The following is a 22,419-nucleotide window of genomic DNA, read 5'->3' on the forward strand; positions in this document are numbered from 1 at the left end:
ACCACGCCCATGTCGTGGGTGATCAACACCATGGCCATGTTGAGCCGGCGCTGCAGATCCTTGAGCAGGCGCAGGATCTGGGCCTGAACCGTCACATCGAGCGCCGTCGTCGGCTCGTCGGCGATCAGCAGCTTGGGTTCGCCCGCCAGGGCCGTGGCAATGACGATGAAGGCCGGGTTGCGGGCAAGAACCTGCTCGCCGGAAAGGATGAGCGCGAGGTCAATTATCCGCCGATCCCGAGCGTTGTCTTCACGCTGCCGCAGCTTGCCTCGGTCGGGCTGTCCGAAGCCGCGGCGCGCGACAAGGGACTGGCCTTTGACACGCATTTCGAAAAGACCGCCGGCTGGTATTCGTCACTGCGGGTCGGCGCCCGCTACAGCGCCTATAAGATTCTGGTCGAGAATGGGACGGGGCATATTCTTGGTGCACATCTCATCGGCCCCGGCGCGGAGGAACAGATCAATCTCTTCGCCATGGCGATGGGCGCAGGGCTGACCGCGAACAGGATCAAGGGCATCATCTTCGCCTATCCCAGCTATGCCTCGGATATCAGTTCGATGGTGTAGCTGATACGACAAGGCTGGCAGTGCGCATTCTCGTCATCGTCTTCGGCGTTCTGGTTTTCGCTCGGTGTCGTCGGGGCCCTGATCGGGCTCTACGATCTGGCTAGCAAGCCACGATAGAGCCGCGGCAACGTTGCACGATGTCAGCGATGGTGTTCTTGGTGAGCCCAAGTTGCAGCCAATGAGCCGATAGCTGCGGCCTTGAGCGACGAGCGTCAGAACGCGTGGCGCCAATCGATCCGACTTTGCACCGCTGCACCCGCTGTCGACCGAGTTTCTTGCCGCGTGCCTTGGCGGCGGCAAGGCCGGATTTCACGCGCTCACTGATCCGATCGCGCTCGAACTCGGCAGTGCAGGAGAGAAACGTCGCCAGTATCCTGCCGACCAGTGAATACAGATGGCCGATCGCTTAGACCAGATGAGCGATTTACGGCGGCAAAGCCGCTAGGTTTTCCTTGTCAAACGGATTGGTTTGGAAAGGAAGAAGTTCATGGAAAGAATAGTTTACGTCGGCCTTGATGTTCATGCTGAGGCGATTGCTGTTGCGCCAGCAGATGACGGCCGGAATGGCGATGTGCGGTTTTATGGTGTGATCGACAACACGGCCGATTCTGTTTTACGCCTGACAAAGCGTTTTTCGGCTGCAGGCGCGCGACCGGTGTTTTGCTATGAAGCAGGCCCGTGTGGCTACGGGCTGCATCGCCTTCTGACAAAACTCGGATATGATTGTGCTGTTGTCGCTCCGGCGATGATCCCGCGCCGCGCTGGAGATCGGATTAAGACGGATCGGCGCGATGCGGAAATACTGGCGCGTCTGTGGCGAGCCGGAGAGCTGAGTCCGATCTGGACGCCGGATGAAGAACAGGAAGCCATGCGGGATTTGATCCGCACCCGCAAACAGGCTCTGGAAGCGTTGAAGATTGCGAAGCAGCAGCTTTTGAGCTTTCTGCTCCGCCATGGTCTTCGATATGAACGCCCTAGCTCAACGAACTGCGCAAACTCCGCTACCCGCATCAACAGATCGCCTTCGAGGAACTGAAGCGAGCTATCCGCCAAATCGAAGAGCGTATCCGGACGCTGGATCTGGCTATTGAAGATGCGGCGAGCCCTGGCGTTTTGCTCCGGTCGTCGATGCATTGAGAGCGTTACGCGGGGTCAATACGACAATTGCTGCAACCCTGGCTGCCGAAATAGGCGATATTAGCCCTTTCTCCAATCCGCGGCAGTTGATGGCCTGGCTGGGACTCGTGCCGAGCGAACATTCCAGCGGGAGCACCGTACGACGCGGGCGCATCACCAGGACCGGCAATGCCCTGGCTCGAACCATGATGGTCGAGGCGAGTTGGTCCTACCGGCATCCGCCCCGTGAACGGCACCCTCATCTCAGACGAAGCCAGCATCTTCCGCAGGAAATCAGAGATATTGGCTGGAAGGCGCAGACGAGGCTTTGCAAGCGATATCGCGATCTGTCGAAAACCGGGAAACCGCAGCCACGTGTTCTAACTGCTCGCGAGCTTGCTGGCTTCATCTGGGATATTGCTCGTAAAACACCGCTGTCGGCCTGAGACCCGACGAATATCTGCCTGTGCAGCATGCTGGAGATGATGGCCAGAGATCAGGGAAACCTCGACACACGCTGGGATAAATATCCGTTCTTAGAGAGAGGCGAGCCCGCATCGAATATGGTCAGGCGGTAAAATCCGCGGATGAGAGTATGATAACCATTGGTTCGGACCGTCATCTCCAGCACCGTGCACAGGCTACATCAATTGATCTGCCTCGCGTATGTGGGGGAGTTTAAACACGTCCGGAAAACCTAAATCGCTCATGAGAGGGTGTCATTTCGCCCCCTACCGGAACCGACCCCTTATCTCGGCGACCGGCTCGGCATCTGCGAGCGCGATCAGGCCATTGCGCCGCTGGCCGGCCTTGTTGCTGCCCGAGCCTGACGGCCACTTCCTCCTGCCGATCCCGATCTCCTGCAGCGCGCAGCCGCGGTCTTTGTTGATGCCTGAACTGCTGCCGTTCAACGTTGCGCCTGTCCAGCGTCGGCAGCATTCCTCGTCGAGATTGTCGATATCCAGCCCGAGCGCGTTCCATCTCTGGCGCCGGCATGCGCCGCTCATGGGCTGTTCTCGACTGCCATCGCATTCCACGACGGCACAATTGCCCGGCAAAGCGCCACCGCCAACAAATCTGCCCCGCTTACCCGCCGAACTCCCGAACTGCCCCGAATAGCTGTTGCGTGGGCAGGGACTTGACCCAGTAACTCATTGTTAACGCTATAATCGATTCTCTTTCCTAAAGCTATATATCGCATAACTTTACCAACTGATGGTTCCTCGAAGTTGAAAAATGACTAATGATAATCATTTCTTATCGATAATGATTGATTTCAGAGTCCAAAACGCTAGAATCCGGGGCTAACCGCGTCGCCAGCGTCCAAAAATTCCACCGAAAGACCGCGCCAGATGGCCAGAGACACACCCGCCCCTGCCGACAGCCTCCACCAGCGCGCCGAACAGCTCGACGCCCTCGATGCGATCCTGCCGTTCGATCGGCGCACCCAGCTGGCCGAGCTGCTGACCGACGAGGATGTCGCCACCCTGAAGCATCTGGCCCGGGAAGGGATCGGCGACAACTCGCTGCGCGCGCTCGCCTCGGATCTTTCCTATCTCGAAGCCTGGTCGCTCGCCGCAACCGGTGCTGCCCTGCCCTGGCCGGCGCCCGAGGCTCTGCTTTTGAAATTCGTCGCCCATCATTTGTGGGATCCGATCAGGCGCGAGGCGGAAACAACCCATGGCATGCCCGAAGCGGTCGCGGCCGTCCTCAGAGCCCAGGGCCTCCTTAGGATGGAAAAAAGACCGCACGCGCCGGCAACCGTCCGTCGCAAACTGTCGAGCTGGTCGACGCTGACTAGATGGCGCGGATTGGACGGACACTTCAACGCCCCTGGCCTCAAGAGCGCGCTGAAATTGGCCGTCCGCGCCGCGGCCCGCCCACGTCTGCGCAAAAGCATGAAAGCTGTGACATCGGACGTTCTCGCCGCCGTGCTCAAGACCTGCGCTGGCGACAGCCTTGTCGACTGTCGTGACAGGGCGCTTCTGCTTGCCGCCTTTGCCTCCGGTGGCCGCCGCCGCAGCGAAATTGCATCCCTTCGGCTTGACCAATTGGTCGACGAGGCCCCGGTTCCGCTGGACCTCGACGATCCCGACGGCAAGACACTGCCTTGCCTGGCGATCAAACTCGGCAGGACAAAAACCGCCGATGCCGACGCCGGCCAAAGTGCGCTGCTGATTGGCCGGCCGGTTGTGGCGCTGAAAGACTGGATGTCCAAGGCCGGGATCACCGACGGTCCGGTGTTCCGCGCCATCGACCGCTGGGGCCATGTTCAGCGCCGCGCCCTGACCCCGCAAGCCGTCAATCTGATCCTCAAACGCCACATCGCCGCTGCGGGTCTCGATCCGGCCGAGTTCTCCGCGCACGGCCTGCGCGCCGGCTATCTCACCGAAGCGGCGCGGCGCGGCATCCCGCTGGTTGAGGCCATGCAGCAGTCGCAGCACCGCTCCATCAACCAGGCCGCCCGCTATTACAACGATGCCGACCGCAAGCTTGGCAAGGCCGCCAGGTTGCTCGTCTGACAAGTGGCCCGGACGTCGGTCCAACCGCTTTAAGATTGCTGTTTCAGCCGACTGGTTATGCCACTGTGTGAACTGCCCGCTCCAAGCCCGAGGTTCTCTTTCGGATGACCGAGCGCAAAATGCGCGCCGTCTGAGACAGGTCGGCACGTACGGCAATGCCGTTGTGCTTCAAGAGCGACTGACCAAATTTTTGGGGCGAGCTCTGCCGCACACCCATCAACGGCATGAATCAATGAGGTCAAAACGATTCCTGCAATGCGTTGGACCCTGCCTCACCTGCACTGGCAGTCTGCACTCATGCCCGACATGCCTTCGACGAGCCTTGTTCTTTACCGCCGTGATCCCGAGCGCAACATGGCGCGATTTTACGCCATGACGATCGAACCGACATTGTTCGGCGACGTCTCCCTCGTGCGCCACTGGGGCCGCATTGGTACGCGCGGCCGGCAGAAGGTCGACCTCTTTGCCGAATCGACCGCCGCTGAAGCCGCTCTTGTCGCACTTCGCAACACGAAACTGCGCCGCGGCTATCACCACTGATGGTAGCGGCCGGTTTACACGACAGCGAGACTTCCATTCACCGTAACAGACCAAACTTCTCGTCCTCACCCGGTCATCCTAGCCGGCATCGCGTTTGTTTTCAGGGCTGCCATGAGCATCGGGCCAACTGAAAACTCCCCTGCCCTCGCCTTGTCAGTCAGGGATCGCAGGTATCCGCCAGCCGAATGGATGTGCTGAGCCCTCTGCAGAATGCAGGCAATCACGACGGCCGTATTTTCCTGTCCGAGAGCGTCCAAGGCTTCAGCATAGGCCGAGGGACTGATCCCCAGATAGCCCCTCACCTGCGCGGCCGTGGCCATCAGATCGCGCCAGCTGGATATTCCGCCTGCAGCGTAATCCTCAATGTCGGGGCAAGCCTTCAGCACCAATCCAAGCGGAAAGCCTTTGCTCGGCTCGGTGGTTCTCCGTCCTGGCTCGGCCGGCACCCCGCTTTGGTCTAAAGCAGGTTCAAGTTCAAGATAGGAGTCTGGGTTTGATTCAGATTGTTGCCGATCAGAATGAGCGTCATTGCCGCTTATAATTTCATCATTATCGTTGAAATTCAGTGCACTATCCACTTCTTCCCGAATTGCCGAAAGCTCAGCAAGAATGGCTTCGAGCTCTACGAGGCTCGCACGACGCGGAATAGTGTCAACAACCGCCCTGAAGCGACTCCAGAGGACTTGCCAGTTGCCTGCAAGGCTTTCCTCGAGGGCGACTTCAATGAGCTTGTAGATATCCCGTCGCTGTAGTGTCACCCGCTCCCGCGTCAGCCTTAGGGCAGCATTCTCCGCACGCACCTGTTCAGCAGCCGCGGCAATTTCGTCAGCGCGAACCAGAAGCGGTGCCAATGAGAACCCGAACGCTTCCGCGATGTCCCCTGCCCTGCCCTTGTGGGCATATCGCTTGCCGTTCGGACTATCCCGTCTCAGGATCAACCCAGCCGTCAGCAACGCAGCCAGGTGCCGCCTGAGCGTTGGATCAGGCATCCCGTGGGCACGAAGGGACAACTGCTTGTTCGAAGGAAAAACGATTAGGCCATTTTCCTCTGTCAGCTCGCTGTCCGGATAGAAAGACAAGAGGGCGCTCAAGACCGCGAGCGAGCGATCGCTGACACCTATGATCGTTTTGCCCTCACACAGGTCCTTGTAGAGCTGCCATTTGTCGACAGCCCTGCCCGCAGGGAGGTTTTGACGTGAACTTTGCTGCGCTGCCAACAAGGCAAACGACATCGGTCGCGCCCCAAACGGGGTCACGGCAATATGCGTTTCCATTTCCTTCGCCTCAGTTAGGCAAAAGAACCCTGCCCGCCGAGACGACGGTTACGACTCTTGACAGCGATTCGTGGAAATGCGATTCTCAAGTTGCTACACGATGAGAGAGGCTTCCACGACTTCGGTCGCTCGGGGGCCTTTTTCTTTTGCGGTTTTCGTCTCCGTATTGCTACTTTTCCAACTGCCTGAACGCCTCGTAGAGGCTGTCCAATTGGCCAGTGATAAAATCTGCGAAGCGTATGCCATCTGCCGCCTCGACGGCGATTACTGCCTTCTTCGGTGTCTTATTGACCGAAACGCAAACTAAGTTGTCGTCGGGAGCCCAGACATTGGGCTTCGCAGCTGTCTTGGCCTTCTTGGACCTCTTTGAGGATTTCAGGAAATTCAGGAGGAAGTTGAACGCCTCATCGTTTGCCTGTGCTGCGGCAAATCCCTCGGTGCCTACAACCTCGACGGCTTTGATCGCATTTGCGGGGATCTGAACGATCTTCTTGAGTTCTTCCCAACGATCTCGGCCGACACCCTTCGCGGCTCCAACAGCATCCAGGACGGTCTCGGGAATGGTCTCTGCAACTGAACTCATGCGAGACAGCAGCGTGTCGTCGATCGTTAGTGCGGATTTGACCGTATCCTTCGTCATACCACTGTCGAGGAGCTTTCGCGCGAAAAGAGCCTTTTCGATAAACGACAAATCGGCTCGCGCGGTATTTTCTTGACCCTGAGCAACGACGTGCTCGATGTCAGCTAATGGCTTGATGACGGCCCGCACACTGAAGCCAAGGTCCTTGGCAACTTTCGCGCGACGATGACCAAACACGATCATGTAGCGCCCAGCGTCATCAGGATGTGGCCGAACCAGGATCGGCGTTGACTGACCCGACCTACGTATAGCCTCCCGCAACTGCTTATATTCCTCGTCGTCCTCGCCAATGCGATCAGCAACAAACGAGCCATCAAGCAATGCAGGGTCGAGAGAAACGACGGTTTCCCCACCAAACATTCGCAATGAGTTCTCAGCCATTTCGTCTAATGACTGGATCATGGACCGCGAGGCTCCGCGCTTGGCGTACTCCGACCGAGCTTCCGATGCCAAATGAGTCAGCTCTCCGTTATCAGCGTTCAGAGATGCTGTTACGCTTGCCAAAAGGTGTTTTCTAGCCATCACCACCTCCGAAATTCCACGCCATCAAATTGATTTCACATACAAAAATGGCGTTCTGCACGGCTGTCAAAATCATCATTTCCGTCCCCAAGCCTGGTGAACGAGAGTGGTGATTTCGGAATTCACTGCATTCAAGCTTTCCATCGCTCGTTCGTAGGTTGAGCGCGTAAATTGGCTCTTTTCTACCTCGTACAATGTCTGCTTGGTTATGCCCGCGTCCGAGATGGCCGTGGACTTCACCATCTGGCTTTTAAGCATTCGCTTGTTAAACAGCGCTTGCAAGAAGCCGACCATTTGGGCTTGTGGACCGTCGATCGGCTCATAACGGGTTACCAAGTATCGGAACCATTTCAGCTTCACCGCTGCCCCTGCCCCCTTGATGGACTGCAGGATGCCTCCGAGCATCAGAAGGAATTGGCTCATCGACATGACGTCCAACATCTGAGGGTGCACGGTGATCAGTACTGAGGTCGAAGCCGTCAACGCGGTCAACGTCAGATAACCGAGTTGTGGCGGACAGTCGATGACAACCACGTCATAACGGTCGTCAACCTCCTTCAGAGCTGTTGAAATCCTGGTGAAGAACAGTCTGCCTTCGGGGGAACTCTTGTTCGTCGCCGCCAATGGCGTTTCGTATTCGTACTCTTGAAGCTCCAAGTTCGCGGGCACGATGTCGAGGCCGGGAAAATTCGTGGACCTGATCACGTCCGTGATAGATTTCCGGTCATCATCGTAGCGAAGCGCCTCGTAGAGCGATGGGTTTTTGTCAAGCTCCGGCTGAATGCCATGGAGAGCCGACAGCGAAGCCTGAGGATCCAGATCGATCGCAAGTACGCGATGCCCGGTAAGTGCCAAGTGCTGGGCGAGGTGTGCTGCAGTGGTGGTCTTGCCGCTCCCACCTTTGAAGTTGACGACCGAGATCACTTGCAGTGCTTCGCCCTGGCGGCGATGCGGGACATAGCGCTTGAAGTCGGAACGGCCGTGTTTGTCGAGGTATTGCCGCAGCTCGAGCATCTGCTGCGCCGTGTAAGAGCGGCGGCCCGAGTTGGAAACGTCAGGGGCGGGGCCTTTTCCTTCCAAGTGAAGCTTCTTGATGTGGTTTTGAGTCACACCGAGGAAATCCGCGACCTCAACCGACGAGAATTGGCGTAGCCCCTTCAGCGCGTTTGGGGGATACTGCTCGAGCCGCAGCATGTTGAGTTTGTCCGAGATGAGTTCCCCTTGCTCGAGAATCTCCTCATCAAAATCGAACTCCTCCTCGCGGGGTATAAAATTCATGTTCGCTGATTCCGGAATAACGCTTTTCTGAAGCGATTTGCTTTTCAAGCGTGATTAATGCCCGATTCGCAACTCTCGGCAAGAAATTTTTAGTTAACAGAAGCTTAACGCTGATTCTGCATCCTAGAGCTTCGCCAAGACAGTGGGCTGGGCCCTGGATCCTGCGATTTGTTGCAAGTGTCTCAGCTCGAGGACGAGATGATGCACAAAACCGCAGGTCAAATTGTATCTAAAGCAATGATTTGTAGGTTGAATTTGTCCATATGCACGGCTGTCAAATTTTCTCTCTCTCTCTCTCTCTCTCTCTCTCTCTCTCTCTCTCTCTCTCGCCAAGTTAGGGTGCGGTCGGTCGAGTACGTCAAAAGTTGCAAAACATTCAGGCGAGGTCGGAGAAACCGACCGTCGAGTGTTGGGATGGGGCGAGGGGGGCCTGCAGCGCGAAACCACTCAGTTTCGACCCTCAATGCCGTTCATTGCCAACAACATGATGCCAGCCTTCGGTCACATCCGGAGCGCGGCGGGGAAGGTGATCTACTCGCGCATCACGAGTTCCTGTGTAGATCGGCGGAACGGGCGGAGCCGATGACGACGCAGAGGATCTGGAGGTTTTCGAAGAATGACTCAACCACAGGGCGCGCCCACATCAGCGAGCGAACTTACCGCCATCAAACATGACATCATCAAGCAGCTGTTCCTCAAGACCGCCGACCAGACCTATGTCGTCGCCCGTTGGTGCTTTCTGAACCAGCTCTACCTCGACTTCTACTGGAACGCAGTTCATGGCCTGGAGAAGCACCTCAAGGCAGTGTTGCTCATGAATGGGTGCTCGGCCAAGGCTCCCGCGGGCGGCCCGGCCTATGGCCACAATGTCGTCAAGCTCTTCGAAGCAGTGCGGTCGCTCGCGCCAACTCTCCTGCCCACCATCCTCACCCGCCCGGAGGACCTGCAGATCCGCCGTTGGCGGGACGAGACGGTGGAGGACTTCCTCAAGCGCATCTACGATCTCGGGCAGGGGGAAAACCGCTACAACATTTTCGGCTTCTCGCAGCAGCCGGAGGACCTCCATAAGCTCGACATGGTCATCTTCGCCATCCGTAAGCTCTGCGTTCCGCTCGACGCTCCGTATTTCGGTCGGCGACCGGATCGGGCGAATGACAAGACCTTCCGGAAGATCCTCACCGAGCACCCCGGGACGGTGCTGCGCCGGGTCGGCACCAGATTTTACGAGCTCATCGGGCGCAAAGGGACAGAGGCCGTGCGGGAGGCCGCGCTGACGCACAATTTGCCATTTGCGCCCGCTGACTACGATCATGGTGAGCTCCGCAATCGGTCGTCCGGGGACAATCCCGTCCTCTATCGCCGCATCATCGTCTATGCCGAAGGTGGCACGCAACGCGGGGAGGATGCGCTCGGCCTGGCCCAGATTTGCGAATGGCTGATTACGAACGTACAGCTTTCATCCGACGTGAAGGGACAGATTCAGGTAGCCAAGAACAAGCTTTTGGCTCAGTCGAGAAAAGCTGATCGCAGCGTGAGCGAGCCGGAAACCGGCACAGAAGGGCGGATGGAATGAAGCGAGCAGTCTTGGTGGTCGGCGCCGGCGCCTCGGTTGAGTACAAAGCGCCCTCGACGGCCACGATCACAGCCGAGATCGAGCGGCAGATCAGGGCGGACAGCTGGATGATTGCCAGCGGGGGGAACAAGGCATTCCAGCTCATAAAGACCGAACTGGAGGCTCATCTCAAAGCGCCGGGAGATGTCAATTTCGAGCACATCTATCATTGTGCCCACGAGCTGATCTACTGGTTTGCGTCGTCGGCGGGTGCGGTGAATGAGCATGGGCCGATCCTCTTCCCGTTCATCGAACACAAGACCGATCTTTCGAAGGAGGCTCTGCGCGCGCTCTGCGGCAAAATTGTCGATGTGATCTACAAGACGTTCTCGACCGCCTGCGACAACAACCCGCTAGACCTTGCGCCGCTTTCCGCCTTCATCAGCGGCCTTCAGAGCCAGTTCACCACCCGCATTTACACGACCAACTACGACGACTTCATCCTGCAAGCCGTGCCTGACCTCTATACGGGCTTTCCACCGCGACCGTCTCCGGGGCCAAAACGTTTCGAATCAAAAGAGTTCCTGGCGCGCGAAGATGAGCACGCCGTGTTCCACTTGCACGGCTCCGTACATTTGGGTTTCCCTCATCCCATGCCAGCCGGGAGCGAAATCGGCGACCTCTACTGGTTCGACGATCGCTCGGAAGCCATCAGACACGCCCGGTTCGATGGCAGCGATGTGTCGAGGATGGATGGCACGTCCTTCATGCGCACCTCGGTCGTCACGGGACTGGACAAGCTTTCACGGCTTCAGCAGCGCCCGCTTGCGCATTACTACGCCGCACTGGCCCGCGACATGATGTGCGCCGATGTCATCTACCTGATCGGATCGGGCCTGACCGACCTCCACATCAATACCTGGTTGCGCGAGGCGAGAGCCGCACGCCCGGTTGCTCCGATCATATTCGTTGACTACTGGCCTAAGCCCTTCCTGGAAGCGACCGCTTGGGAATACGGAAGCAAGGAAATTCACCTGTTCCACGATCTCTATGTCCATGCCAAGGGGCCGAGGGGAGGTATTCGCTCGGGCACCGGCTGGACGGTTTCACCTGACCGAACCTCGGCGATCTGGGACCGGGGATTCCAGAATTTCCTGACCGCTCCAGACGAGTTATCGGCGGTGCTCCATGAATTGGAGGTACCCGCGAGCGTATAAGCAAGCCTCGGCGTTTCGGTCCAAGGTCGCCTGCCTCTCGCTCAGCAACAAAATCTTGAAACGGTCACCATACCCGTCTATCGTGTGCGAAGCGGTTACGACACCCGCTTCGATGCTAAGAATGGGTATGGCAACCGCTTTGGAGGCAACAGATCATGATCCCGGCGGGCCAGGTGCTGACATTGACAGGACTGACCGCCAATCAGCTGCGCGAGTGGTCTCATCGGCGCGACCTCGTGCCGCCAGACGTCGAGGCGCGGGGACCCGGGCGGCCGGCGCTTTACAGCTGGCAGACGGTACTCTTGCTGCGTATAGCAGTCGTTTTGCGTGAACGGTTCAAGATCGAACTGCAGGCCCACAAGGATTTGCTGCATGCGCTACGCGAGCTTTTCATCGGAGTGCCCTTTCCAACTTTGAGGGGCTGCGTTCTGGCTCTGCGCGCCATGGAACATGGGGAAGTGATTTCGGAGGGCATGATCCGCGTGAGTGGGAGCGATCCTGACACCTTGTTCCTCCACCTGGACCCCCATCTCGATGTTCTCGAGAGCAAGTTCGCGCCTCAAGATCAGGGCGGGCAGCTTCCGCTGTTCCGTGCGGTGCGGATCCGATGAGCGCCATTACCAAGATCGAACAGGAGCTGATCGAACTCGGTTACGACGCTGAGGCGTTGCATCGCGCCTATAGTTTTGCGGATGTCCTGGACCCGGCCGCCCAGACGCGCACCGTCGCGCTTGCCGCTTTCACGCAAACGCCAGAATCTTTCCGTTCCGCCGCCTTCGGCGTTGTCGAGGGGGAGCCCGATAGTGCTGCTGCGGTCATGGCCAGTCGTGCCCTTGGCGCTCCCATCTTTTTTTCGATCGACAGCGATAGTGTCGGTGTCTGGTCGGTCGGCGCGCGGCAGGCGCCACGTCTGCTCGAGCGTGTCCCTGTGGATCAGCTCGGCGACCTGTTCGACCGCCACAGAGACAGCTGGACGCCGCAGGCACTACATCGTGCCAAGGCTCTTGGCCTACCGCGTGGCCCGATCCAAGTCGACTTCGTCGATCTCGGCCTGCTCCCGGCTATCGAACATGAGGTCCAGCACAAGCTGCACCATACGATGGCAGACGTGCTTGATCTGCTGCTACCCGCGGACGCTGGACGTGACAGCGAGAAAGCGGCTTTCCGGCTGACCTTCCGTCTGCTGGCCGCCAAGATCCTGATGGATCGGGAGCATCCAGCGGCGGCCGATTGGCCCTATGATGATGTCAGTTCCGCTCTCAGCGGAATCCAAAGCTACTACGGCCTAGGTCTGCTCGGCACCGACGTCGCCGGTGTGTCCCCTGATGTCATTGCTGGCGCCTGGGCACGCTTGCGCGCGTCGATCACCCTGCGAAACATTTCGTCCGACAGCCTTGCCTTTGTGTACGAGAACACCCTCGTCACCGCCGATACGCGAAAGCTCTTCGGGACGCACAGCACACCGAGGTCAGTGGCCGAATACGTGCTGAGCCAGATCGACCTCTCCCGCTACGACCCTGAAAAGGTCCGGGTCGCCGAGCCCTTCGCGGGAGCGGGAATCTTCCTGGTCGCGGCACTTCGTGAACTCCGCGACTCCCTTCCGGCTGACTGGTCGGCCGAACGGCGTCACCAGTTTCTGGTCGACCGCATGGCTGGCGCCGAGCTTGATGCATTCGCAAGTGAGGTGGCGACTCTCTCGCTGATTCTTGCCGACTATCCCAATGCTAATGGCTGGCACATCGGCTCGACTGATCTGTTCAAGGCTGGTGCGCTCCAAGCCTTCCTGGAGGGTGCGACAGTCGTCCTGTGCAATCCACCGTTTGAGGATTTCACCGCGGAAGAACGGCAGGACTATCCCGAAGCCTTTTCTGTTTCTCCTTCCAAGGCGATGGTCGCCCTTCACGCGGCAATCGACGCTGGTCCTGAGGCGATTGGGTTTGTTCTCCCGCGCGGCTTTCTGCAGCAGACCCAGTACCGTCAGCTTAGGAAAAGGCTTGCCTCAGCCTATGACCGTGTCGAGCTCGTGTCACTTCCGGACCGCGTGTTCGAGAAGGCCACCTATCCTTGCGCGCTCGTCATCGCAACTGAGCGCCGGCCGGCCGAAAGCTTGGCCAAACCAGTGAGGCTGCGGGTCAGGACAGTTGCGGATGCCGACAGAGAGCTGTTTCTATCCGAGGGCGCCTTCACGTCCGAGCGCCGAGCAATTCGGGCGGCCGCGGAGGGCGATCTCTGGATTGGCGAGCTCGACGCTCTCTGGTCCTATCTTGTAGACGCTCCACGACTTGGCGATCAAGCGGAGATTGGTCGGGGGCTACAATGGCGAACGCAGCGCTCGGGGGTGCTTGGCGAGCCCGGGCCCATGCGGGAACGAGGAGTGTACAGGCCCGCCGACAGTCTCGTACCCTTCCATCTGCTGAATCCGGTTTGGCTTAGCACGGACCCGCAGCTCAGCCATCGGCTGGGGCCGATCAAACGGCCTTGGAATGAGCCCAAGGTCCTGATCAACAATCAGCGTTCATCACGTGGCCCCTGGCGGCTTGCGGCGGCCCCGGACCACAGCGGACTTTGGGCGTCGCAGCAATTCACCGGCATTTGGCCCAAGGGCGATTACGATGTACAAGTGCTGGCGGCGATCTTGAATGGACCGCTCGCGAACGCCTTTGTCACCGAGCATTCGACGGACCACGACTTCACCAACGTCATGCTCGCGAGCATGCCACTGCCGCGCAAACTGGATTCGGCCGCGCTCAACGAGGCCGTGCGTGAATATCAGGCTCTGCTCGAGAAATCGCTCAGCGCCGTGCTTTCACCAAGAAGCGAGGACGAACGTCTGAACCAGTTGCTGGTTTGGATCGACGCACTCGTTCTCGATGGTTATGACCTGCCGCCGCGCCTTGAGCGGGAGCTGTTCGGCTATTTCGCGGGCCGCGAGCGGCCCGTTCCGCACCCGTTCTCCGGCTGGCTGCCACCGGATTTGAAGGGGTATGTGCCCCTTCATGAATGGCTGACTCGCGATCATGGTCTGAGCCGGGGACCCTGGGTGCTCGACGTGTTCAAGCCTGTGCCTGCTGAGGAAAATGACGCGCTCTCCAGGTTCCTCGCCTGATGGAGCAGGTTCTACTCGACACCAACTTTGTGTCCGTTCTGTTCGATCAACGTCGCCCCAACTTTGCAGCGGTCAAGGCGTGTGCGCAGAATTTCGCTTCGACCGACCTCGTCTATCTTTCAGTCGTTGTTCTGGCAGAATTGCGATACGGGTTGGAGGCTGCCCAACGAGCCGGGCAGGATGTTACCCACATCCGTCAGACCTTGGCCGAGGCTGCCAACTATCCTCTTGCCGAAGTCGGCCGCCACACCGCCGAGGCGTATGGAGAGGTCAAGGCGCGCCTTGCCGAGCATTACCTGGACCTTTCGCGTCGCCCCCCGCGATGGCTGGAAAACTGGCAGGACCGCGTTTCCGCGCAGACGCTGCAAGTCGATGAGAACGACCTCTGGATCGTGGCCCAGGCGATCGAGCGCGACTATCTTCTCGTCACGAGCGACCAACGCTTGGCGGATCGGTTCAGGCCAGCGATTGCCGAACTGCGCCTGCTGGTTGTCTAGAGCTATCTACGCTCAATTCCCCGGATGTCGCGCTAGGACGTCTGCCAGGGGCGGGATGTACCGGCCGCAGACGCTACTTCCCGTTCCCGCTGGAGGAGGAAGACACTCACGGCACAAGCGACGCTGACGACGAGCTCGGCTTCAGCGGTACTGTCCTCGGCTCCTTCCTTGAGGTGGCGACCGTTTTCGGAGGCATAGCCCCACAGTTTCTCCAGTGCCGTGTCCAGTGGCCGTGGGACGTTCAGGCGAGGGATCAAGCGCCCGAGCGTCAGGTTTGGCTCTCCCGTCAAGTCGCGGGCAGCGCACTCGACAGCAGCCATCGCATGTTGGATGGCGCCTGTTCTATCGGGCACGGGCCGTCTAGAGATGTCCTTGAGGGCCTCGCGGATTTCCGCTGCGGCGGTCAGCCGGCCGGTGTCCTCAAATGCTTCGACAGCACGTTTGGTGGAATTGGTGAAGTTCGCGTCGCCTCTGAAAACAATGCCCATGGGGCTTTTTAGCTCCCAGCCAATTCCCTTCTCGCAGAAGAACCTATTGAGCTCGGCCTCGAAAAGCTGCTGTTCATCGTATCTATACTCGAGGCCGCGCCAGATCGTTTCCGCTATGTCATAGACCTTGTACCACTCGCAGGTGTCTATCAGCCTGAGCACCTCCTCCCAGATGTTGGGATACTCCGACCAGTTGTTCGTATCTGGCGTTTCAAACAGCACGCTGCAGACGACACTGCGAATGGAAGATGGAGCGAGCCCGACACGCCGTGCAAGCTCAGCCAGCGCATATCGAAGCGCGGGCGGCGCGTCTTCCCGCACAGTGATGGGCACCTCTGCGCTTCCAAAGCCATGCCTGTCGGAGAAATAACGGCTCACAACTTAGTCCTTCTATTCAGTCCGATAAAATGCTCAAGGTTGAAATCCACGATGCCGACGATCGTCGCGCATCTCGCAAGCTTGTTGGGCATCGAGTGGTCACAGCAATTGAGACCTCGCTTGTAGCGCCTCAGGCAGCGGATTTGCATAATATGCGTGTGGAACCTTCGGGGGCTGAAGTTCCCAAACGGCAGCTATGCGCCTGCAAGGACAAGGTCCATGGTGTCGGCCGCTTCGTTGGCAACAAAACCGCGATAGCTCAGCGCGATACCGGTTGCCAATCCGATGATTGCCGCAACAATCTCGAGCGCCCAGGCGCCACGATAGGTCCACTGACCATAGTTCGCCAGCTTCTGGCTCATTGCCGCGTTCATGCAACCCCCCACCAAACAAGGCCATCTTGCCATGCGGTGCGAGCGTCTGCAGCAAAATTAGAGCGCCGCTCGCAGCGCAGTTTAGAATGCAGTGAATTCGAAGACTGTTGGGTGATATTGCCAACAGAAAGCGCGGTTCGGACCGTGGCTGCGGCAAGGCCTCATCGAGGGATCTATCGCTTTGAAAGACTACGCTATCCAGTGCTGGCAATTCCTGTAACCAGGCGCCGAACATTTGAAGCAAGCCCGTTTGCTTATGGCCCAGGATGTGCGGGAGCTGCCTCGATCAGTGGCAATGCACTGACCCGGCGCTATTGTCCATGTGACAACATTGTCCGGGTGGCGAGCTCTTGCGGCAACCACCACCATGAGCGGCCGCAGTTTCGGACATCGCCAAGATAGCTAGAACGACAACAAGTGTAGGCTTCAACCCCAATGCCCACTGCTTTGCACGAGGCCAGAACGACCTCGTGAAAGGCAACGCTTGAAGAAAACTCTTATTTGACATTGCAACGTCCCTTCAGCCGGGCAATCTCTGGTTCGTGAGTGTCGTCGCCCCCCAGCGGAACGCCAGTCATGAACACGCCCCAAGCGTCCTTGTTAGCGGTCCGCTGTTGACGCGCCGTGATGTCGGCCAAGCGATCGCGGTCGGCCTGTGTGCACTGTCGTCCATCGGACGCGACAGCCTTGATATTGGATGGTGGAGTTGCGCAGCCAGCGACAAGCGCCAACAGGACGATTGGCAGTACTGATTTCACGAAATCCCCCCGAATTTAGGTTCATCCTCGCTTCCCGGTTTAGATCCGTCAAGACATGCTGAGGGTCATCTTTTGGACTTGCGCCAGCCAGCTTGTTTGGCTTCTGCCTCCGAACAGAACCAACGCTCGCCTTTGCCCTCGGAAATCTTGGTCTGGCGATAGAACTTTTGACCAGGGGCGTGGTAGATGCGCTCGCCCTCTGCACTTATGTTTCCTTTGATGTCACACGACGATGAGCCCAGGAATGTGAAGCTCGGGCTCGGCGCCACAGCAGTTGGCGCAATGCCCTCGGTTTGGTTTGCCCGCCAGTCCCATGGTTTCTGAAACTTCCCTTGCCAAATGCCACGCTTGGCATTCTCTGCCGCAGCTTGGTGGCCGGCATATTCGAGCCCCGAATATCGCGGCCAATCCAGTGCATGACCGCTCTCGACTAGCCAACCGGCAACGGATTTGCCATCGGCGCGAAAGCAGTTGCCGACGAAGCGGCCATATTGATCCCACCCGACGAACGCGCACTTGACCGGACGAGATATTGCCAAAAATTGGTCGAGCGCCTTCGCCGCGGTGCGCCCGCAGGCGTACTCGAAGCCCTTTGCGTCCTGGCAGAACTGTGAGCTCTCTGGGGCATCGATCCCGTTGAAGCGCACGCGCTGGCCAGCGATCTCGATAGTGTCGCCATCGATCACCGCGGCGCGGCCTTGGATGGTTCTTGCAGCGGGGCGCGACGCACTCGGCCCTAGGTTGTCGAACATGCGGCCGACTTGAGCACCACTTCGCTCGACAGCCTGATAGGCAACGATCCCTCCGATGATCGCCAACGTTGGAACCAGTTTTCGCACAGCATAGGGCAGTCTGCGCCGTCTTGGACGCATCCTGTGCGGCAACTTTCTTGATGGTTGGCTCCCCCAGCCTGTCAAAGCCTCTCCTGACGGTGTCGTGCACTTGGCCAAGTCAAGGCCATGTCTCATGCATTGCCTAGATTTTCGCTCAGGCATTTGACCATCGCAAGATTCCGTACTTCACGAGAAGCTGTTTTATAGATAGCTTGATTAACGTAATATTGGGGCTGGGGAGCTCAAAATGCAGATTGGTCGGCAATCCGCCGCTGTTGCGGCGGCGCTTCTTACTGTGTCACTTGCTGCGTGTACCACCTCCCAACAAGCGCTCAGTAAGAACCCCAAGGCAGTGAGCACCTCGGCATTATGCCGATCCTTTGTCACAACGAATGACGGTCAGTTCAAGCAAGCTCTCTATGTCGAACTATCAAGCAGGTCGGTGTCGGCCCTCCAGTGCGTGGAGATGGTCAATAACCAAAACAACGCTATAGCAGCTGGCGTGGCTATTGCCGCAGTTGGGGCAGCGGTGGCGGTGTGCGCCAACAACGATTGCGGGGGCGGAGGGAGCTATCGCCCAAGCGATTACCAGGGTGCAGATTGGGATGCCTTCTACAATCAGTACGGTCAAATTGTGTGGGCTTGTCGGGAGGGGGCCTCCGGTCGCTTTACCTATGACACCAACTGTTATGGCAAACCCCAGACTGACTGGCGGTGGCCGTCAAAATACGTCTGACGAGGTACTGCCAACTGAAACCCCAACAAACGACTCGTGGCGTTCGCTGTTTCAACCCTGGCTGGCTCGTTCATGTCCGGCAGCTAGGTAAGGTGAGGAAGTTCAGGTCAATGCAAGCACGGCGCCTAGAGGTCCGCTTTCGCAATCGCCTGTCGGCTGCCGGCCCCGCTAGAGACATTCGCCCCACGAAATGCCAAATTGCCCGACAGCGTGTTCCAATTCTGAGGCTAGGAATTGTTCCTGTTCGTCGATGATCTGGCATCCTGATCGCCATCGTTTGAAAGGTCCTGCCCAGCCCCTGCGCCCGTCGGTTGGGTGAGATGCTTCAATGCGGCAGGCATGATCGCGGGGTAGGGCGGCAGAACGATCTCTCGTGCTTGTATCACTTCTTCGGTCCATCTTGTGATTGGGCTGACATTTCCCTCCTGGAACGGTACTGCCATGGCCGGCGCCCGGTCATCACGGACCCAACACGGAGAGACTGACCCTGCCGGAAGCACTACAGGCTTTTTATCTATACACCCAACTTTACACCCCTTGCGCGCTGCCAGGACCACATTAAGTTCGGACCACCTCGCATAGACGGTAGGCCGAGAAACTCCCGCCTCTCTCGCCAGGGCAGACTTTGACACTTCAGCGGCCTCGACGGCCAGCGAGTCCCAGGCGTCGACGAGCTTCTGAAGCGTCTTGTCGGCGCGTTCACGAGAAGCGTACTGGGCAGCGACCTGTTGGCGCTCCCTAACGCTCGCGAGATGACCAACAACATGCATCAACGCGCCTCGAACGATGCCTTTTTCGAGCCGTGCAGGATCAAACGAGCCTGCGGCATAGGAGGCGATCCGCGACACCAGTAGCGTGACCGCGGTCCGCGACATTCGACGGCAGCTAGCCAGGCCGGTGGCCATTTCTTGTGCGACCGGCTCCAAATCCTGATGCAGATTGTCGACGACGGTGCCTTCCGGCGCACGCAGGCGCGGGTCTGCATCGAAATGCCACCTGCGCAGGATTGTGTAGGCTTGCTTCTGAACGGCGGTAAACAGGCCGTTTGACGTCTCAAGTTCAACGCCCGCCTTGTCGGCGGCGCGCTGACGGACGAGCCTCTCGCGGCAAAGCGAGGTGTCGACCCAGCCCGCCCAGCCGGTCATCGACAGGAAGTCGCGATCGTTCATCATGAGTGACGTGGATAAAGGCGAGAGTGGATTCTTGCCGCGCTGAGTTGTCGCTGGCGCACCCGGATCGGCCCCCAGCTCCTTCAGCGCGTCGACAATGCCAAAATAGACGGCCTCGAAGAACTTGACGGTCCGCATTCGGCAGCGGGAATCCTCGGGATCGTTCCAGACGGCCTGACCTGGTGGCAGCAGGAAATAGAGATGCGGCTTCACAAAGCGGCCATCGGGACGTTCGTCTCCGGCCACGAGATGCGGTGCAAAAGGAATTTTGCAGCCGACCAGTTGCAGGATGTCGTCAACAAAAGCATCAACTGACGGCCAGACCCGGTCCAGGTCGATGCGCCAGAAAGACAAAAAGGCCTTGTTGCCTTCAATGTAGGGCAGGTCCAGCGACAGCAGCTTGGAGCGGCTTTCGATACCGAGGTTTGCCTTGTCCCACGACATCCGCAACTCGCCCCCTTTGTGGCACGCTGCAACGAACATCCGTCCCGGCAGGCCAAAGGCCTCACTGCGCAGGCCCAATTCGTGGACATCTTCGCGCCGGCGACCGTAAACCATCCTCGGGGCAAAAAGCCGAAAGCCTCGCTGCAACCGGTCTCTGACAAGACCAGCTTCGAAGCTTGCATTTTCGGAGAACTTTTTCGCATCCTCGAGGCGCAGTTGCTCCTTGAGCCGCCATATGCGCTGCTCGGCCTCAGTCAGTCCCTCCGGCATCGTGCGCCGCTTGCAGGCACGTCTGCGCCTTTTGCGCTCCCTCTCGTCGGCAAGGGCTGCCGAACGGGATGCGCGCGCAGCGGCATAGGCGTGCTCAAAAGCCTGCGTGCCAGCCATCAGATCATGTTTGCCAATTCCACCCATGGCACTGATGGTTTGGCGTCCTTTCGATGGCGACAATAGCCGGCGGAACAGGCAGTCGAGCTAATCAATCCCATCGCGCGGAGAGAGCGCATCTGCCGCCGCTGGTGACCCGGCGCCTTGCTCTGAGTTGCGGCTCTGGTTTCGACAACAGCAGATCCTGGACGTGCATCCGAAAAATGCGAAGCCGTGCTTGCAGGTGGCGGCTCAAGGGCCCGCGACAGCGAAGGTGATCTCGTTTGCACTGTTGCATTCAAATACTATGGCAACCCAGGCCCAGAGGATCGGACCACGTCGACCGACCGCTCGGCCTTGCAAACAATGCCATCACGGATGTTGCCGGAAGATCGTGCTGTGTCATTTCCGCCGGCGGACGCATGCTTATGGGGACCGGAGGGAGATGACCATGTCGAAATACATGGTCTCCAATCCGAATGGTCTGCTGACGGGCGCTCTGGCCTGCGCTTCGCTGGCGGACAAAATGCACGAAGCGATTACAGGGCGACATCGATGAGATTGACAGCGGAGGAGCAACGCGAACTGGAGGATTGGGTCAGGTCTTGGTCGTCATCGCCCGCGATCGTCGACCTGGTCCGCTGCTCGATAGGCAGGACCGCCGTCAAACGACTTCGTGAGTTGCGGACAAAAATGTCGGGGCGCGGGGTGCCATTGCGCGGAGCGTTACCCGACCACGATGTGACGAAGCACATCGTTGACTGGCTGACCGCGGATTTCCTGGGTTCTGCCGCCTGGCTCAACCATGTCGACGACCAGGGTCGACCGCGCAAACTGATGAAGTGTGGATCGATCGCTCAGCTTTCCCATGAAGCCGACAAGGCCATGCGCATGCGGCTTCAGGGAAAGTCGTTTATGGTGGATGCGGGAGATGAGATTACGCTTGCGAGCCTGACTGAAGGCTTCGTTGTAATGCGGCTCTTGAGCAGTCGCGCGCTCGATCTTGAAAGCCAGCGCATGCAGCATTGCATTGGACATGGCGCATATGACGAAGCGCTCTCCAATGGAACCACAGAGATCTACTCCCTGCGTGACAAAACAGGGCGGCCTCACGTCACGATCGAAGTGGACGTTCATCCCGACGAAGCGTTCCCACCAGGCGGCCCGCTGTCAAGGGCAAGCGGTCCGGTCAGACGAACGCTTTGGCAGCTACAAGGCCGCTGCAACAAGCGTCCGCCACCCATTCACATGAGGGTCTTGAGACCCTTCCTGGAACACTTCGAAGACTGGAAGAGGTTGTATCCTATTGTCACGGACGTGCACGGCACGGAACACGAGGCGGACAACATCCCCAAGGGAGCAGTGTTCTCGCGCCTGACCTTCACGGTCATTGCCAATCTTTCCGATCGCGAAATCACCTTGCCCGAGGACCTCACCATTCTCGGAGACCTGGATCTTCGCGGAGCTTGCCTCACATCTCTGCCGGAAGGGCTGCAAGTTGATGGCAACCTGCATATTGGCGACAGCGTCATCACCCAATGGCCTGCCGAAATCGGAATTGGTGGCTGCATACTGGGCGGAGAGAGCTGCCCGACTGAGCGGATCCCAGAGCATGTGACGGCAAAGATGGAGGAGGGCAGGGCATGGAAACACCAGGAGGACAAGCAATGGGAGGCAAGCCTGCAGCGCTGGCTTGAAACGGACGTATCCCAGCCTCCACCAGAGCCTGTTAATGCTCCGATGCAATGCGGCTGAAACGTCGCCCGCCTAGGGTCCGACCACCGCGCGGCGAAAATCTTAGGCATCAGGACTGGCAGTCCCAATGACAGGGTAGGGCGCCGGACCTATTCCAGACGCGCGCAGCTCAGACAGATCGGGCCTCGCTTCTATGGTTTGCCCCTCAAAGCTGCGAGCAGGGTTCGATGCCGAGGTAGAGACGCTTGCCAAGAGTTCGCGGCGCGCGCCGCGGCGGCATCAGATCAAGACCGCACTGGATACCGCCCCCCCCCCAAAAGGCAGGGAGCCGCACAGTAGTCGCTCCCT

General features: G+C 58.8%; 19 protein-coding genes and 2 pseudogenes. 11 read left to right on the forward strand and 10 right to left on the reverse strand.

The annotated features are described in order from the left end of the window. Window positions 1-161, reverse strand: a pseudogene (locus GGQ99_RS26025) (ABC transporter ATP-binding protein); the annotation flags it as partial. A gap of 117 nt (window positions 162-278) precedes the next feature. Between GGQ99_RS26025 and GGQ99_RS26235 the strand changes: the two are divergent. Further along, entirely contained in the window at window positions 279-566 is a 288-nt protein-coding gene (locus GGQ99_RS26235; RefSeq protein ID WP_246389746.1) for a hypothetical protein, read from the forward strand. A gap of 100 nt (window positions 567-666) precedes the next feature. On the opposite strand, the gene GGQ99_RS24985 is transcribed toward GGQ99_RS26235, so the two are convergent. Beyond that, window positions 667-969: a recombinase family protein gene (locus tag GGQ99_RS24985; protein ID WP_425486860.1), complete on the reverse strand. Its 303-nt coding sequence runs from the start codon at window positions 967-969 to the stop codon at window positions 667-669. A gap of 84 nt (window positions 970-1,053) precedes the next feature. Here GGQ99_RS24985 and GGQ99_RS24990 point away from each other — a divergent pair. Next, window positions 1,054-2,128: pseudogene (locus tag GGQ99_RS24990) on the forward strand (IS110 family RNA-guided transposase). Window positions 2,129-2,413: 285 nt separating this feature from the next. Here the strand turns inward: GGQ99_RS24990 and GGQ99_RS24995 are convergent. After that, the gene (locus tag GGQ99_RS24995) at window positions 2,414-2,689 is read right to left on the reverse strand and encodes a hypothetical protein (protein ID WP_183264641.1); all 276 of its coding nucleotides are present in this window, start codon (window positions 2,687-2,689) and stop codon (window positions 2,414-2,416) included. Between the two features lie 345 nt (window positions 2,690-3,034). Between GGQ99_RS24995 and GGQ99_RS25000 the strand changes: the two genes are divergently transcribed. Continuing rightward, window positions 3,035-4,204, forward strand: coding sequence for a site-specific integrase (locus GGQ99_RS25000; protein ID WP_183264642.1), 1,170 nt, complete (start codon window positions 3,035-3,037; stop codon window positions 4,202-4,204). A gap of 297 nt (window positions 4,205-4,501) precedes the next feature. Further along, the gene (locus GGQ99_RS25005) at window positions 4,502-4,744 is read left to right on the forward strand and encodes a WGR domain-containing protein (RefSeq protein WP_183264643.1); all 243 of its coding nucleotides are present in this window, start codon (window positions 4,502-4,504) and stop codon (window positions 4,742-4,744) included. Window positions 4,745-4,809: 65 nt separating this feature from the next. Here the strand turns inward: GGQ99_RS25005 and repC are convergent, their stop codons facing one another. The 3 genes from repC to repA form a co-directional block, all read right to left on the reverse strand. Then, the gene (repC, locus tag GGQ99_RS25010; protein WP_183264644.1) at window positions 4,810-6,018 is read right to left on the reverse strand and encodes a plasmid replication protein RepC; all 1,209 of its coding nucleotides are present in this window, start codon (window positions 6,016-6,018) and stop codon (window positions 4,810-4,812) included. 169 nt (window positions 6,019-6,187) lie between these two features. Further along, window positions 6,188-7,180, reverse strand: a complete 993-nt coding sequence (gene repB, locus GGQ99_RS25015; RefSeq protein ID WP_183264645.1) for a plasmid partitioning protein RepB — start codon at window positions 7,178-7,180, stop codon at window positions 6,188-6,190. A gap of 75 nt (window positions 7,181-7,255) precedes the next feature. Beyond that, window positions 7,256-8,458: a plasmid partitioning protein RepA gene (gene repA / locus GGQ99_RS25020; RefSeq protein ID WP_183264683.1), complete on the reverse strand. Its 1,203-nt coding sequence runs from the start codon at window positions 8,456-8,458 to the stop codon at window positions 7,256-7,258. 616 nt (window positions 8,459-9,074) lie between these two features. On the opposite strand from repA, the gene GGQ99_RS25025 reads away from it, so the two are divergent. The 5 genes from GGQ99_RS25025 (at window position 9,075) to GGQ99_RS25045 (ending at window position 14,830) form a co-directional block, all read left to right on the forward strand. After that, a complete protein-coding gene (locus tag GGQ99_RS25025; RefSeq protein ID WP_183264646.1) occupies window positions 9,075-10,031 on the forward strand; it encodes a hypothetical protein in 957 nt (318 codons plus the stop codon). Further along, complete coding sequence (locus tag GGQ99_RS25030; RefSeq protein ID WP_183264647.1) at window positions 10,028-11,227, forward strand: SIR2 family protein; 1,200 nt, start codon at window positions 10,028-10,030, stop codon at window positions 11,225-11,227. The genes GGQ99_RS25025 and GGQ99_RS25030 overlap by 4 nt, the downstream gene beginning before the upstream one ends. A 155-nt stretch (window positions 11,228-11,382) precedes the next feature. Continuing rightward, a complete protein-coding gene (locus GGQ99_RS25035) occupies window positions 11,383-11,838 on the forward strand; it encodes a MerR family transcriptional regulator (RefSeq protein ID WP_183264648.1) in 456 nt (151 codons plus the stop codon). Next, complete coding sequence (locus GGQ99_RS25040) at window positions 11,835-14,333, forward strand: SAM-dependent DNA methyltransferase (protein WP_183264649.1); 2,499 nt, start codon at window positions 11,835-11,837, stop codon at window positions 14,331-14,333. Before GGQ99_RS25035 ends, GGQ99_RS25040 begins: the two co-directional genes overlap by 4 nt. Next, the gene (locus GGQ99_RS25045; RefSeq protein WP_183264650.1) at window positions 14,333-14,830 is read left to right on the forward strand and encodes a PIN domain-containing protein; all 498 of its coding nucleotides are present in this window, start codon (window positions 14,333-14,335) and stop codon (window positions 14,828-14,830) included. The genes GGQ99_RS25040 and GGQ99_RS25045 overlap by 1 nt, the downstream gene beginning before the upstream one ends. 32 nt (window positions 14,831-14,862) lie before the next feature. Here the strand turns inward: GGQ99_RS25045 and GGQ99_RS25050 are convergent, their stop codons facing one another. The 3 genes from GGQ99_RS25050 to GGQ99_RS25060 all read right to left on the reverse strand — a co-directional run bounded on the left by GGQ99_RS25050 (window position 14,863) and on the right by GGQ99_RS25060 (window position 17,646). After that, window positions 14,863-15,696 carry an AbiJ-NTD4 domain-containing protein gene (locus tag GGQ99_RS25050; protein ID WP_183264651.1) on the reverse strand — a complete coding sequence of 278 codons (834 nt, stop codon included), beginning with the start codon at window positions 15,694-15,696 and terminating at the stop codon, window positions 14,863-14,865. Between the two features lie 194 nt (window positions 15,697-15,890). Next, the gene (locus GGQ99_RS25055) at window positions 15,891-16,070 is read right to left on the reverse strand and encodes a hypothetical protein (RefSeq protein ID WP_183264652.1); all 180 of its coding nucleotides are present in this window, start codon (window positions 16,068-16,070) and stop codon (window positions 15,891-15,893) included. Between the two features lie 823 nt (window positions 16,071-16,893). Then, a complete protein-coding gene (locus GGQ99_RS25060; RefSeq protein ID WP_281380107.1) occupies window positions 16,894-17,646 on the reverse strand; it encodes a thermonuclease family protein in 753 nt (250 codons plus the stop codon). Between the two features lie 262 nt (window positions 17,647-17,908). Here GGQ99_RS25060 and GGQ99_RS25065 point away from each other — a divergent pair, with 262 nt between their 5' ends. Continuing rightward, on the forward strand, window positions 17,909-18,397 hold the full coding sequence (locus tag GGQ99_RS25065) for a hypothetical protein (protein ID WP_183264653.1): 489 nt from the start codon (window positions 17,909-17,911) through the stop codon (window positions 18,395-18,397). A gap of 227 nt (window positions 18,398-18,624) precedes the next feature. Here GGQ99_RS25065 and GGQ99_RS26030 read toward each other — a convergent pair whose 3' ends face one another. After that, window positions 18,625-20,424, reverse strand: a complete 1,800-nt coding sequence (locus tag GGQ99_RS26030) for a hypothetical protein (RefSeq protein WP_210308011.1) — start codon at window positions 20,422-20,424, stop codon at window positions 18,625-18,627. A gap of 507 nt (window positions 20,425-20,931) precedes the next feature. Here GGQ99_RS26030 and GGQ99_RS25075 point away from each other — a divergent pair. Further along, entirely contained in the window at window positions 20,932-22,131 is a 1,200-nt protein-coding gene (locus GGQ99_RS25075) for a PcfJ domain-containing protein (RefSeq protein ID WP_183264654.1), read from the forward strand. The last annotated feature ends 288 nt before the right edge of the window (window positions 22,132-22,419 follow it).

The sequence above is a fragment of the Aminobacter niigataensis genome (genome assembly GCF_014200015.1).
GTDB classification, from domain to species: domain Bacteria; phylum Pseudomonadota; class Alphaproteobacteria; order Rhizobiales; family Rhizobiaceae; genus Aminobacter; species Aminobacter niigataensis.

Excerpts from the sequence above, each read along its gene's own strand:
- GGQ99_RS25030 (WP_183264647.1), top strand. The coding sequence starts at position 10,028 with ATGAAGCGAGCAGTCTTGGTGGTCGGCGCCGGCGCCTCGGTTGAGTAC.
- GGQ99_RS25045 (WP_183264650.1), top strand. The coding sequence starts at position 14,333 with ATGGAGCAGGTTCTACTCGACACCAACTTTGTGTCCGTTCTGTTCGAT.
- GGQ99_RS25005 (WP_183264643.1), top strand. The coding sequence starts at position 4,502 with ATGCCCGACATGCCTTCGACGAGCCTTGTTCTTTACCGCCGTGATCCC.
- GGQ99_RS25025 (WP_183264646.1), top strand. The coding sequence starts at position 9,075 with ATGACTCAACCACAGGGCGCGCCCACATCAGCGAGCGAACTTACCGCC.
- repA (WP_183264683.1), bottom strand. The coding sequence starts at position 8,458 with ATGAATTTTATACCCCGCGAGGAGGAGTTCGATTTTGATGAGGAGATT.
- repC (WP_183264644.1), bottom strand. The coding sequence starts at position 6,018 with ATGGAAACGCATATTGCCGTGACCCCGTTTGGGGCGCGACCGATGTCG.
- GGQ99_RS25040 (WP_183264649.1), top strand. The coding sequence starts at position 11,835 with ATGAGCGCCATTACCAAGATCGAACAGGAGCTGATCGAACTCGGTTAC.
- repB (WP_183264645.1), bottom strand. The coding sequence starts at position 7,180 with ATGGCTAGAAAACACCTTTTGGCAAGCGTAACAGCATCTCTGAACGCT.
- GGQ99_RS26030 (WP_210308011.1), bottom strand. The coding sequence starts at position 20,424 with ATGGGTGGAATTGGCAAACATGATCTGATGGCTGGCACGCAGGCTTTT.
- GGQ99_RS24995 (WP_183264641.1), bottom strand. The coding sequence starts at position 2,689 with ATGAGCGGCGCATGCCGGCGCCAGAGATGGAACGCGCTCGGGCTGGAT.
- GGQ99_RS25000 (WP_183264642.1), top strand. The coding sequence starts at position 3,035 with ATGGCCAGAGACACACCCGCCCCTGCCGACAGCCTCCACCAGCGCGCC.
- GGQ99_RS25065 (WP_183264653.1), top strand. The coding sequence starts at position 17,909 with ATGCAGATTGGTCGGCAATCCGCCGCTGTTGCGGCGGCGCTTCTTACT.
- GGQ99_RS25075 (WP_183264654.1), top strand. The coding sequence starts at position 20,932 with ATGAGATTGACAGCGGAGGAGCAACGCGAACTGGAGGATTGGGTCAGG.
- GGQ99_RS25035 (WP_183264648.1), top strand. The coding sequence starts at position 11,383 with ATGATCCCGGCGGGCCAGGTGCTGACATTGACAGGACTGACCGCCAAT.
- GGQ99_RS25055 (WP_183264652.1), bottom strand. The coding sequence starts at position 16,070 with ATGAACGCGGCAATGAGCCAGAAGCTGGCGAACTATGGTCAGTGGACC.